This window comes from Microbulbifer litoralis, assembly GCF_023634065.1.
Lineage (GTDB): Bacteria > Pseudomonadota > Gammaproteobacteria > Pseudomonadales > Cellvibrionaceae > Microbulbifer > Microbulbifer litoralis.
Map to the genome: position 1 here is coordinate 118348 of NZ_JALKCV010000002.1, position 12812 is coordinate 131159.

Here is a 12812-nt window from a genome sequence, read left to right on the forward strand (position 1 = left end):
GTTATAAAACTTGTACGGCATTCAATATTTGTACAAGGCTTATGAACATTCGCCTGCTGACGCAGAAAATACCCGTGGGCATCAGCCAGTGCGCCATGGGCGACCCGGTGCGCTACAACGCCGGCCACAAGCACAGCAAGATCTGCACGCGCCTGCTGGGGCGCTGTTTCGAGTATGTGCCCGTGTGCCCGGAGGTCGCTATCGGTCTCGGGGTGCCGCGCCAGCCGATCCGGCTGGTCAAGAGCGACTCTTCCGCCGATGCCGAAGTGCGCGTGCTCGGTGTCGAGGACCCGGCGCTGGATGTGACCGAGCCGCTGAAAGAGTACGCCGACAGCCTGGTACCGGAACTGCAGAAAATCCGCGGCTATATCCTCATGCAGAATTCGCCCAGCTGCGGCCTGCGCAAAGTGCGACGCTATCTCCCAAACGGTCACAGCCACGACAGCGAGGGCATGGGGGTGTTTGCCCAGCGGCTGCGGGAGCAGTTTCCCGACCTGCCGATGGAAGAGGTGGGCCGCCTGAACGACAGCGATATCCGCGAGAACTTCCTGACCCGGGTGTTCGCCTACGACGCCTGGTTCCGCTATGTGGAAAACGGCGATGAGGAGCCGCGCCCGGCGCGCGTGATCGAGTTCTACAGCGCGTATAAATACCTGCTGCTGGCGCATCACCAGCTCGAGACCCGCGAGCTGGGCCGGCTGGTCGGCAACGCCAGGGCGCTGCCGCCGCGGGAGTACGCGCGCCGGGTGCGCGGCAAACTCATGGAAATACTCGCCCACCCGGCCAGCCGCAAGGACCGGGCCAACGCCCTGATGCACAGCCAGGGGCACCTGAAAGCCTATCTCGACAAAGACGAGCGCGCCGAACTGGCGGCGCTGATCGAGGATTACCGCCGCGGCTTCAAGCCCCTGTCGGCGGTGCTGACCCTGATACGCCACTACCTGCCGCGCAGTCCCCACCATTTTATTCACAGCCAGGTGCTGCTGGCCGCGGAGCCGGCGGAACTGGGCCTGTGCGATTTTCGCTGAAGAGGTCTCCATGGATAGCGAAACACCAGTGATCGAGGTCGATGTGGCCGCAGCCAAAAGCGGGCCGGAGAGGGAACCGACCCTGCCGATCCGCACCGTGGCCCAGCGCACCGGCGTCAATCCGGTCACCCTGCGCGCCTGGGAGCGGCGCTACGGACTGCTGAAACCGGCGCGCACCGGCAAGGGCCACCGACTCTACAGCGAGGGCGATGTGGCGCGCATCGAGGAAATCCTCGCCTGGCTCGCCCGCGGCGTGGCCATCGGCAAGGTGCGGCCGCTGCTGGACGAGGGCGCGGAACCGGAGCGGCGCGACAGCTGGAGCCAGCAGGTGCGCGAGACCTGTGTCGCGGTGGAGAAATTTGCCGCGGGGGACCTGCAGCGGCAGTTGCAGCAGCTGCTGGCCAGCTATCCGCTGCCGATGGTGCTGGACCGCTGGCTGGTGCCGGTGCACCGGCAGTTGAACCGCCGGCAGCGCTTCGGCGCCAGCGTGGCGCAGAGCTTCTTCTGGCAGCTGCTGATCGAGCAACTCTCCATCGGCCTGCGCGCCGGGCGCCAGAACCTGGCCCAGGGCGGTCGCGGCGCGCACCGGACAATCCTGCTGGTGGGGTTTGCCGGTGGCGAACAGCGGGTGTTCGCAAAGCTGTTCGCCGCGGCGCTGATCGCGGCGGGGTTCGACGCCGTATCCCTGGGGCCGGACCTGGACCTGGCTGAACTGACCCTGGCGGTGGAAAAACTGGGGGCCGACGGCGTCATCTGCTACAGCCACAACGCCCTGCCGATGGCGGTTTTCGCCGACCGGCTGGCGCGGGCGCTGCGGGTGCTGCCGGTGCCCCTGTGGTTCGCCGGCGGCATCGTCGGCCTGCAGCGCCGGGACCTGAAGAAACTGGTACACGACCGGAATGCCGGCCTGCTGCCGGCCGACACCGCCGCCGCACTGGCGTCCCTGCGGGAGCAATTGCCGTGAGCGAGGAGGAACAGCCATGAGTGTGGATAAAAAGCCTTTCCGCCGCGGCCTGGTCTGGCTGCGCAACGACCTGCGCCTGCAGGACAATACCGCACTCTACCGCGCCGCCAGCGGCTGCCGCCAACTGGCCGCGGTTTTTATTGCCTGCCCGGAAACCTGGCACAGCCACGGCGACGGCGACCCGGTGGTGGCCTTTCGCCTCGCCTGCCTGCGCGAACTGCAGCGGAGCCTGGCCGCGCGCAATATCCCCCTCTACTTTCTCGAGCTGGAGACGTTTGCGCAGGTGCCGGAAGCGCTGGCACAGATCGCGGAAAAACTGCAGATCGACGCGCTCTTCGCCAACGCCGAGTACCCGCTCAACGAGCGGCGCCGCGACCGCGCCGTGCGCGAGGCGCTGAAAGCGCGCGACCTGCCGGTGGAGTACTGCAGCGATCGCACACTGGTACCGCCGGGCAGTGTCAAAACCGGTGAAGGCGAGGCCTACAAGGTCTTCACGCCGTTCAAGCGCGCCTTTATCGATCGCTGTGGTGGCAGCGACTTTTCGCCCCTGCCAGCGCCGCGCAAAATCTCCCCGGCCGGTGACTGGCCCCAGTGGCTGCAGGTGTCCGGGGCGAACAACCTGGTGCAGACGATTCCGGACTGTGTCCGGGGCTACGAAAAAATGCCGCAGGAAAACGGCGCCCTGCTCGGCTGGATGCCGGGAGAGCGAGCGGCGGCGAAACGCCTGCGGGCATTTCGCGACGATATCGTCGACTACGCCAAAGAGCGGGATTTCCCGGCGGTCGACGGCACCTCGCAGCTGTCGCCCTACCTCAACTGCGGCGCCATCTCCATCCGCCAGTGCGCGCAGATGGCGCTGGATAAAAACGGTGGCCGCTGGAAAGGCGGCGATGAAGGCGTCGACTGCTGGCTGGGCGAGCTGATCTGGCGCGAATTTTACACCCACCTGATCGTCGCCTTTCCAGAGTTGTGTATGCACCGGCCGTTCAAGCCGGAGACGGACCGGGTGCCCTGGTCCTATGACAGGAAGGTTTTCCAGCGCTGGTGCGAGGGCAGGACCGGCGTGCCGATCGTCGATGCGGCCATGCGCCAGCTCAACGGGACCGGCTGGATGCACAACCGCCTGCGCATGGTGGTGGCCTCGTTCCTGAGCAAAAACCTGTTGATCGACTGGCGCTGGGGCGAGCGTTATTTCATGAACCGGTTGCTGGATGCCGACTTCGCGGCCAACAACGGCGGCTGGCAGTGGGCCGCGTCCACCGGGACCGACGCGGCACCCTATTTCCGCGTTTTCAATCCCTACAGCCAGTCGAGGAAATTCGATCCGGGCGGTGACTTCATTCGCCGCCATGTGCCGGAACTGCGCCAGCTCGACGCGCGGGAAATCCATTGCCCGGAAGCGGCGGCGGACTATCCCTCGCCCGTCTGTGATGTGGCGCAAAGCCGCAAAGATGCGATCGAAGCATTTGCCGGGTTGAAGTGACTGGCTGTTGTATATTTTCCGGGAATGTCCCGGGCGGATTCGCGGCCTATTGCCGTCTCCGCCCCGGCTTGCAGCCACTATCGAGGCTCCGAATTCCGAAACTCGGGTCAAGCAATAAACCAGGCAAGGGCCGGACCATGAAGCAGGTACTCAATTTTTCGATGTACTTCTGTGGTTGGTGGATCGCGATTCTCGGCGGCAACGCCATGGCGCTGATTGCGCTGTTCGTGATCCTGATGTCCCACTTTTCCCTGTGGCGCGACCTGCGCGATATTTTCGTCGTACTGCTGTTCATCTTCGCCGGGGTGGTGATCGAGTGGGCCTTCATGGCCAATCGTGTACTGGACTACGGCGCCAACCTGCCGCCGGCCTGGGTGGTCTGCATGTGGGCGATGCTGGCGACCACACTGCGCTATTCACTGTCGCCGTTGATCGGGCGCCCGCTGCTGGCAGGGCTGTTCGCATTTGTGATGGCGCCGCTGGTCTATGCCAACAGCGTGCATTTCGGCCCCGCGGACTGGGGGCGCGGGCCCCGGGAGTCGGTGCTGATCATCTCGCTGGTCTGGGCGCCGCTGGCGGCGGTAATCAGCGGCGTCCTGGTGCCGCTTATCGATCGGCTGGGCGAAGATACACCGCCGCAGGTCTATCCCGCCGGCCTCGACTGACAGCCTGTCTATACTTGCCCCATCGCAAGCGACGCAAAGGAGTGCGCCATGGGGTTTCCCGCCAGATCCATCGCCGTGACAGTGGCGCTTGCCGCCGCTTCCAGCGCGGTTGCAGACAACTTCACCCCGGACCTGTACGACAATTTTGTCGTCTTCGGCGACAGCCTGTCGGACAGTGGCAACGCCGGGATTTTTACCAGTGCCGATCCCGACGGCCTGCTGCCGAGGCAGCCGGCGATCGCCTTCACCGCGCAGAATTTTGGCGTCAGCCCCCTGCGGCCCTCCTGTTTCGGCCTGGGGCCGGCCAGCGGCGGCGCCATCCCCTGTGCGCCGGCGGCGGGGACGCCCGCGCAGCAACTGCAGCAGATCGCCACCTCGGTACTCGCCAATGGCAGCAACTGGGCCGTCGGCGGCAACCGCGCGGCGGATGTATTGCTGGACGTGGTGGGCCCGCAGCGGTTTCGCCAGCTCTTCCCGAATACCACGGTTGCCGACCACAACGCCCTGACCACGGTGCTGCCGGACTCCTCCCGCTGTGGAGAGGACGGGGTCTGCGATCCGGCGGCCGGCGAGAGCCCCTACCTGCCGCCAGCGGAAGCGGCGCAGGCGGCGGCCGCATTCAATGACCCGGCGGCACTGCAGGCGCTGGTGGACGACCCGAACAACAGCATCACCCTCACCGGCGTGCCCTTCGCCACCGGCCAGGGCTACCTGCCGCAGAATCCGGTCGACGGCAACTCGCTCTATTACCTGAACGGCGGTGGCAACGACATCATCGCCGGCGTGCGCGCCGGCACCATCTCGCCGGACAGCATGCAGCGCTCGGCCACCTTCCTGGCCGTGGCCGCGGCGGAACTGCGCGCGGCGGGCGCGCGCTTTATCGCCGTTTCCAATGCGCCGCGGGTCGGCAACACGCCGCTGATGAACGATGCCGGTGCGGCGGCGGTGAGCGCCGCCAATACCGGCACGGCGCTGTTCAACGAATCCCTGCGCCGGCAGATCAACCGGGTGCGCAATGTACTGATCCTGGATACCGAGGGATTCAGTACCCTGGCACTGAATCGCCCCGGGCTGTTCGGTTTTGCCGATATCGACCAGGCCGCCACCTGTTACGCCGCCGGCGAGTGCGCCAACCCGGATCCGGTCTACAGCGAGAACGGCAGTGCGCCGGATTCCGACCGGCTGTTTTTCAACGACGGTGTCCACCCGACGCTGGCCGCCGCCGAGCTGCTCGGTGACTACTACTATTCGGTGCTGGCCGCGCCGGTGGGTTTTGGCATGCTGCCGGACCTGGGCTACGAGACCACCCGCCAGCACCAGTCGAATATCGACCACCACCTGGTGGCACAGCGTTTCCGCGATCCGACCACCACGGTATTCTTCGGCGCCGCCTGGTCCCGCAACGACCTCGGCCAAGGGCCTGCACCGGGCGAGAGAGGCAACAGCTGGGACGGCTTCTTCGGCTTCAGCTTCAAGGGCAGCGAGGAACTGGAGTGGGCGCTGGCGCTCTCGTACGCCGGCGCCGAGTACGAGCCGGACGACCTGTGGCTGGAGGCGAAGAGCTGGAACTTCAGCGGTTTCGCGCGCTGGGACAACGAGCGCTTTTTCGTCGACGGCGGCATCACCTATTCAGATATCGATTACGAGGATGTGGATCGCCGCATTTACCTGGGCCAGTCCTTCAGCCGCCGCATCGAGGCGGACACCGACGGCGATGCCGTGAGCCTGTTCGCCCGCACCGGCTACGATGTGGCGCCGGCGCTGCCGTGCCAGCTGGGCCCGTTTGTCTCGCTGGCCTGGACCGATGTCTCGGCATCCAGCTTCCGCGAGAACACCCAGGCGGACCTGACCTATACCGGCAGCGATGGCCGCATCCTGGACCCGATAGGGCTGCGGGTGCGCCACCAGAGCCGCGAGTACTGGCGCTACCGCGCCGGCTTCTTCTACAACGCGCCGGAAAACGCCGAGTGGCGCTGGTTTGGCGAGCTCTGGCTGGAGGTCAACGACGGCGACGATGTGGACACCGTGGGTATCGGCCACAAGTCCATCCGCTACAACAGCGCCTACATGGCCGGCTACGACAGCCGCAATACCGGTTTCTTCCAGGATGGCGCCGGCGCGCTCGTGGGCCTGAACCTGACCGAGAAGTTCCAGGTCAGCGGCAATATCCATGTGGGCAAGGACGATACCGTGGGCGGCCTGAACCTGAATTACCGCTTTTGAGGTTGTCGGGACTCGGGACTCGGGCTGAGGTGCGGAAGAGGGGCCGCCACTCGAATGTCACCGAATTTTCTGCGGCAAAGCCCCTGAAAAAGCCGCCCGGATGCGAAAACAGTGCCCCTATCGCGGCAACGATTACCCGCCCGGTTGTTAACGTATGGATATCGAAAACAACCCGAGCAGTAGAAGACCGTGACGAATTACAGCCCCAGATTCAGCCAACTGAGCGAAGCCCTGAGCGGGGACGATGCCAATGTCTGGGCGGTCAGTGACCGCGCCCACGAACTGGCCGACCAGGGTGAGGATGTCATTTTCCTGTGTGTGGGCGACCCCAATTTCGACACCCCGGAGCCGATTCTCGATTACACCCGCGCGCGGCTCGGCGTCGGCCGCACCCACTACTCCCCGGACGCCGGCGAGCCGGTGCTGCGCCGCGCCATCGCCAATATCGAGAGCAAGGTCTCGCCGCACCCCTGCAGCCCGGACGACGTGGTGGTGTTTCCCGGCGGCACCAACGCCATCTACGCGGTGCTCGCCTGCCTGCTGAACCCCGGTGAGGAAATCCTGATCCCGGAGCCGATGTATATCGGCTACGTGCCCATCTGCGACGCGCTGCGCCTGAAGATGAAAAAGGTGGCCTGCCCGGCGGACAATAACTTCGCCTTCGATGTGGACGATATCGTGGCCGCGATCGGCGACGACACGCGCGTGGTGATGATCAACACCCCGGTCAATCCCACCGGTGCCATGGCCACACCGGAACAGCTGCGCGAACTGGCGGCCCACTGCCGCGAGCGCGGTATCTGGCTGGTGTGCGACGAGATGTACTCGATGATCACCTTCGCCCGCCGCCACACCTCCCTGCGCACTGCCGCCGAGCACCTGGACAATGTGGTGGTGATCGACGGCCTGTCCAAGTCCCACGCCATGAGCGGCTGGCGCCTCGGCTGGGCCGTGGCCCAGGGGCCACTGGTGGAGCGCCTGACCCAGTTTGCCGGCGCCACCATTTTCGGCTGCCCGCAGTTTATCCAGGAGGCCGCCGCCTTCGCGCTGGAGTTCGATACCTACTTCGTCGAGCAGATGCGCTCCGCTTATCAAAAGCGCCGCGACCTGATCGTTGAGCGCATCGGCCGCATCCCGGGCCTGAGTTGCTACTCGCCGGACGCGGGCATGTTCGTGATGGTGGATGTCTCTCGGGTAGCGGATTCGGGTGAAGCCTTTGCCGAGGCGTTGCTGGATGCCGAGCGGGTGTCGGTACTGCCCGGCGCGCCCTTCGGCGCCAGCGCCGCCAACCACGTGCGCCTGACCCTGGCCGCGGAAGAGGGCGAACTCGCCCGCGCACTGGACCGCATCGAGCATTTCGTCACCAGCGGCAACCGGCGCGCCAGCTAATCGTACAGGGTGCACCGCCTTCCCGGCGGTGCGCCCTGCGTGTTTCGATCCCCGAAGAATGCCGCTATCCTTCCCCTTTTGGCACAGAACTTTCCTGTAAGAAGAACAACCGCGTGAAAATAGATCGCCACAACCTGAAAATTCTGGAGGCGCTGCAGACCAACGCGCGCATCAGCAACCTGAATTTGAGCGAACAGATCGGCCTGTCCGAGAGCGCCTGCCTGGCGCGGGTCAAACGCCTGACCAGCGAGCGCTACATCCGCGAGTTTCTCGCCGAAGTGAACCTGGACAAGGTGCGCCACGCCGAGTTCTACGTGAACGTGGCGCTGAAGCGCCAGGATGCGCGCACCAGCGAGAATTTCCGCCGCGCCATCGACGCCATTCCGCAGATCGTCTCCTGCGTGAAAATGTCGGGGGAATTCGATTACATGCTGCGCTTCGTATGCCCGGACGCGGCGGATTTCAACCGCGTGTCCGAGCAGCTACTGGCCGAAGAGGACGCCGCGATTTCCCGCATGACCTCCCACCTGGTGATCGAAAAGACCAAGCCGTTTACCGGCTACCCGCTGGAGCTGCTGTTTCAGGACTGAGTGTCGCGACCCGCTTGACTGTCGTCGCTGCCTGAGGCGTGTTTCCCGGCCAGGGGTCGATAGAGAAGTTCCGCCGCTGTCTGCCAACTGACACCGCCGTCGCCGGATACCTGCCAGGTGCGCTGCAGATGGCCATTGCCCAGCGGCTGCCAGACGACCCGGTGTCGCTCCCGCGCCTGCAGGTCGTACTGGAGCCGGCCGGTCATGATCATCGCGCCATCGTGAATCCCCCCTTCCAGCACCATCAGCAGGCCGCTGTTGTCGATCCAGCTGTGATTCCACAGCTGCCGGCGGGCGTCGTAAGCGCTGTAGCCGCGGCCGCGGTGGTGACCCCGGCCGGACCAGTTTTCCGCAATCGCACAGCCACCAAGTATTTTTTCGATACGGTTCTCGCCGAGTCTGTTGCCCTTGGCATCCAGCACCTCCCAGTGACCCAGCAGAAAATCGAACTGGCGGTAGGCCTCGGCACGGCAGTTTTCACCCGATTGCGAGCGGGCCGTGCCGGCGGCAATGACAAGAAAGATGGCCAGGCAGAGTGTCGTAACACCCGCCCGCAGATCCCGTTCCTCAATGGCTGTAGACATCCCAATCCTCCAGCGCCGACCGCGGCAGGCTTTGCCGTCGGTGGCGGCTTCATTCCTATCGGGTAATTCTCGTCCATTCATCGGCAATTGGCAGTGGCTCCAGCCTTTTCCGCCGCTGTTGGCGCCTTTCGTCACCGGTTGGGAGAGCGCACTGCTTTACTCAATAGATGATCGAAGATTCCGCTTTGCCGGGCGGCTGGCGCGAGGTGAGCTTGAGGAGTAGGGAAATGGATTTTGGAAGGCGGTGGAGTGTTTACGGCGGAAGAATTCGCGCAGTGCTGTTGCTGCTGCTGTTGTCAGCGGTGCCCGCGGCACAGGCGCAGTTCGTCTGCGATAGCACAACGCCCGGCGGCGCGGACGGTGCCAGTGCGACAGGGCCCTTTTCCCTGGCCTGCGGCAATAGTGCGACCGCCGATGGCACCGATGCGACCGCCGTGGGCAGCTTTGCCAGTGCGGGCAACGATGAAACCACGGCCATCGGTTCTGGGGCCACGGCCTCGGGGTTTTCCTCCACAAGTGTCGGCGTTTTCTCTTCGGCGACTGGCGACTTCTCGACGGCAGTCGGGACGGACAGTATCGCCACGGGCAATCAGTCCTCCGCCTTCGGGTTCGGTGCCCGCGCCAATGTGCAGGGCGCCACTGCAGTGGGATTTGAGGCGGATGCCACCGGTGTCGGAGCGACCGCTGTGGGCCGTCAGGCCCAGGCCACCGCCGTCGACAGTTCTGCCTTCGGTCGCGGCGCCATGGCCACAGCCGCCAACTCCGTCGCCATTGGTGCCGATTCCATTGCAGGCCAGGCGAATACCGTCTCCATCGGTAATCGAGGAAGCGAGCGGCGTCTGGTGAACCTGGCGCCGGGTGTGGACGATACCGACGGGGTCAATGTCAGCCAGTTGAACGATGGCCTGGACCGGGCACTGATCAATGCGAATACCTACACCGACAACCAGACGGCGCAGACGCTGATCGATGCCAATAACTACACGGACCAGCAAGTAAGGGAGGGTGACCAGCTGACGCTGCAGAGAGCCAACGACTACACCGATATGCGCATCGACGAACTGGCGGGCTTCAATTTCGAGGGATTGCAACAGCTCAACGACCGAGTCGGAAGACTCAATGAAAAGACCGACCGCGTTGGCGCTATGGGTATGGCCATCATGCAATCCGCCATCAACGCCGGAGGCAGCAGTTGCCGCAACTGGCGCGACTGGAATGAGTGTCGCGGCCGGATCGCGATCGGTGCCGGCTGGCTGAACGGCGAGAGTGCTGTGTCCATCGGCTACGGTCGCCCGCTGGGGAGTCGGGGGCGTTTCAGTCTCGGCGGGGCCTTCAGCGATGGCGACTCCGGCGGTGGCATCGGTTTCGGTTTCGACTTGTAGGGTGCGCCGGTCACAGCACCATTGCCAGTGTGCGGTCGATCAACCACCAGGCCGCCAGCCCGCCCACCAGGTAGGCCACCGGCCAGGTGACGACAACCGCGGCGGACCGGCCGCTGCGCCACTGCCAGCGCTGTATCGGCGGCAGCCGCCGCAGCAGCGCGAAGAGCCCGCAGATCGCGGCGATAAATACCAGCTGCCCCGCCTCCACACCGAGATTGAACAGCGCCAGCGAGAGTGCAATCGCGTGTTGCGGCACGCCGATATCCGCCAGTGCGCCGGCGAAGCCCAGCCCGTGCAACAGGCCGAAGCCGAATGCCACCAGCCAGGGCCTGCGGATCGCCAGGGTGGCCTGGCCGCGACGCTTGCGCAGTATCTCACCGGCTACAAAGACGATGCTGAGGGCGATGATCGCCTCCACCGGCGCGCTGGGCAGTGACACCAGGCCGAGTACCGCCGCCGCCAGCGTGATGCTGTGGGCCAGGGTAAATGCGGTGATGGTGCCCAGCAGCTGCCTCCAGCCACTGGCCAGCAGCACCAGCGCGAGCACGAACAGCAGGTGGTCGATGCCGAGCAGGATATGCTCGACGCCGAGCGCGAAGTAGGTGCGGGCAACCTGTCCGTTACCGGCCCTGCTGTCGACCTCGAATGCCGGGTTTTCGGGCATCAGTCGCACCAACTGCTCGCGGCCGTCCCGCCAGCGGATACGCGCCAGCGCGTCGGTCATCGTCTGTTGCAGGCCGTCGATGGCAATGCGGGTGTCGGCCAGTCTGCGGTGGTGGCGGATTTGCCAGCGCTCGGTGTAGAAACCGTTGGCAAACCCGCCTGCCGGCGCGGACAGTGCGGCGACGGAGTCATCGAAGCGGACATCCAGTGACAGCCGCAGTTGGCCGCGGGCGGGCACCCGCCAGGAAACGGCAAAGTTTCCCGGCGCCTGCTCCTCGATCTGCAGGTAGGCGGGGCGCAATTCGTGGCCGCCGGCATGCAGTGTGAACAGCAGGGCCAGCGGGCCGGCCAGCAGTTTCAGCAGCGCTTTCATTGCATCGCCACCCCGCCGGCGGCCGGCTCGGGTTCGCCCTCGATACGCACCGAATAGTTGCTGCGATAGGTGTCGAACTGGGCCTGCAGGATTTTCTGTTTTTCATCCCGCTGCCAGTCCCGCAGCACCCGCTGGCGCACCGCGGCGAACGCCGCTGTGCGTTCGCGGCGGTGCTCCCCGATTTTTACCAGGTGCGCGCCGTAGGCGGACTCGACCGGTCCGCGCCACTCTCCCGCCGGCAGCTCGCGCAGCCGATCGGAAAAACCCTCGCCGAAAAGCCGCGCCAGGCGCTCGCCGGTCTCGCCGCGGTAGTGGTGCTGCAGCAGGGTGCTGTCGCCGATCCCCTCTGCCGGCAGGCCCTCGCGGAGCTGCGCCAGGGCCTTGCGCACGCGCTCTGCCCCGGCGTCCGGGCCGAAGTAGACCTGCCGGAAACTGAACTGTGCCGGTTGCCGGTAGCGGTCGACGTGATCGGCGAAGTAGCGGCGCAGGGTTTCATCGTCCGGCTCGACGGCGTCCACCAGGTCCCCGGCCAGGAATTCCATTTTCATCTGCAGGCGCCGCCGGATCACCGTATCGTCGCGATCCAGCCCCAGGTTCAGTGCCTCCCGGTAGAGCACCTCTTCGCGAATATAGTTGTCCACCAGGTCCCGCAGCTCCGCTGTGCTGGGGGGGCGCTGCCAGCCGCGTTGGAATACGGCCGCCAGGTGGTCGATGCGCTTCTGGCTGACAACGATCTCGCCGCGGTCCGCCCCCCGGCCGGCAAACAGCGCGTCCAGGCTGAACAACAGCAGCCCGATGGCGATAAAGTGAAACAGGGGATCGCGAAAAAATTGCCGGCTCATGACGGGGTTCCTTGCAGCTGTTTATGCTTGCCGTAATCTGGGAAGCCTCTGAACGGTATTGCCCGGGCCGAAAACCCGCCAGGGGATGGACTTTTCCCGCAGGTTTCCCAGTCTGCAGGGAGGAAGTATGGAAGCTGCCGCCGGCATTGCCATCGCCGATATCGTCGCCGTCGTCCTGCGCGACGCGATTTTCGTTTATCCAGGGAGATTCTTGCTTGAAATACTTCGGGAAAACCTACCTGACCCTGAACCTGCTGGTCTATGCCGCCATCGGCGCCGGCGCTTTCATCAACCCGGAGGGTTTTGCCGGCGGCATCGACCTGGGTTTCCTGGCACCGTCGGCGGTGCCGGAGTTCCTGGCCACTTTCGGCGGCCTGATGCTGGCGATCGCGGTGGCGCTGGCGACTGCGCTGTCGATCCGCCAGCATCGCCGCGTCGCCTACGCACTGCTGGCACTGGCCTACGCCGGCTTCGGCAGCGGGCGCCTCTACGGCATGCTGCTGGTCAGCGGCTTCGACTGGCGCAACGGCGCTTTTCTCGCGCTGGAAATATTGTTGGTGGTCTGGGGGATTCTCTGTTACCGGGAAACCCGCTGGCTGCCGGTGGAGCACGGCCACTGATAGCGT

General features: G+C 65.2%; 12 protein-coding genes. 9 read left to right on the forward strand and 3 right to left on the reverse strand.

Annotated features, from left to right (window positions below):
- Window positions 1–41 precede the first annotated feature (41 nt).
- From MWN76_RS03880 to MWN76_RS03910, 7 genes are all read left to right on the forward strand, one after another.
- Window positions 42–1028: a YbgA family protein gene (locus MWN76_RS03880; RefSeq protein ID WP_250459488.1), complete on the forward strand. Its 987-nt coding sequence runs from the start codon at window positions 42–44 to the stop codon at window positions 1026–1028.
- Window positions 1029–1038: 10 nt separating this feature from the next.
- On the forward strand, window positions 1039–1992 hold the full coding sequence (locus tag MWN76_RS20895) for a MerR family transcriptional regulator (protein ID WP_284500090.1): 954 nt from the start codon (window positions 1039–1041) through the stop codon (window positions 1990–1992).
- Window positions 1993–2008: 16 nt separating this feature from the next.
- Window positions 2009–3475, forward strand: a complete 1467-nt coding sequence (gene phrB / locus MWN76_RS03890) for a deoxyribodipyrimidine photo-lyase (RefSeq protein ID WP_250459489.1) — start codon at window positions 2009–2011, stop codon at window positions 3473–3475.
- Between the two features lie 137 nt (window positions 3476–3612).
- Entirely contained in the window at window positions 3613–4140 is a 528-nt protein-coding gene (locus MWN76_RS03895) for a DUF2878 domain-containing protein (protein WP_250459490.1), read from the forward strand.
- Window positions 4141–4188: 48 nt separating this feature from the next.
- Complete coding sequence (locus MWN76_RS03900; RefSeq protein WP_250459491.1) at window positions 4189–6363, forward strand: autotransporter outer membrane beta-barrel domain-containing protein; 2175 nt, start codon at window positions 4189–4191, stop codon at window positions 6361–6363.
- A gap of 189 nt (window positions 6364–6552) precedes the next feature.
- Window positions 6553–7752, forward strand: coding sequence for a pyridoxal phosphate-dependent aminotransferase (locus tag MWN76_RS03905; RefSeq protein ID WP_250459493.1), 1200 nt, complete (start codon window positions 6553–6555; stop codon window positions 7750–7752).
- Between the two features lie 113 nt (window positions 7753–7865).
- On the forward strand, window positions 7866–8342 hold the full coding sequence (locus tag MWN76_RS03910) for an Lrp/AsnC family transcriptional regulator (RefSeq protein WP_250459495.1): 477 nt from the start codon (window positions 7866–7868) through the stop codon (window positions 8340–8342).
- Here the strand turns inward: MWN76_RS03910 and MWN76_RS03915 are convergent.
- Window positions 8333–8926, reverse strand: a complete 594-nt coding sequence (locus MWN76_RS03915) for a hypothetical protein (RefSeq protein WP_250459497.1) — start codon at window positions 8924–8926, stop codon at window positions 8333–8335. The genes MWN76_RS03910 and MWN76_RS03915 overlap by 10 nt on opposite strands.
- Window positions 8927–9153: 227 nt before the next feature.
- Between MWN76_RS03915 and MWN76_RS03920 the strand changes: the two genes are divergently transcribed.
- On the forward strand, window positions 9154–10308 hold the full coding sequence (locus tag MWN76_RS03920) for a YadA-like family protein (protein ID WP_250459498.1): 1155 nt from the start codon (window positions 9154–9156) through the stop codon (window positions 10306–10308).
- Window positions 10309–10318: 10 nt separating this feature from the next.
- Here the strand turns inward: MWN76_RS03920 and MWN76_RS03925 are convergent, their stop codons facing one another.
- Together MWN76_RS03925 and MWN76_RS03930 are read right to left on the reverse strand one after the other, a co-directional pair.
- Window positions 10319–11344 carry a HupE/UreJ family protein gene (locus tag MWN76_RS03925; RefSeq protein WP_250459499.1) on the reverse strand — a complete coding sequence of 342 codons (1026 nt, stop codon included), beginning with the start codon at window positions 11342–11344 and terminating at the stop codon, window positions 10319–10321.
- The gene (locus MWN76_RS03930) at window positions 11341–12186 is read right to left on the reverse strand and encodes a peptidyl-prolyl cis-trans isomerase (protein ID WP_250459500.1); all 846 of its coding nucleotides are present in this window, start codon (window positions 12184–12186) and stop codon (window positions 11341–11343) included. The genes MWN76_RS03925 and MWN76_RS03930 overlap by 4 nt, the downstream gene beginning before the upstream one ends.
- Window positions 12187–12401: 215 nt before the next feature.
- Here MWN76_RS03930 and MWN76_RS03935 point away from each other — a divergent pair, with 215 nt between their 5' ends.
- Window positions 12402–12806: a DUF4345 family protein gene (locus MWN76_RS03935; protein ID WP_250459501.1), complete on the forward strand. Its 405-nt coding sequence runs from the start codon at window positions 12402–12404 to the stop codon at window positions 12804–12806.
- The last annotated feature ends 6 nt before the right edge of the window (window positions 12807–12812 follow it).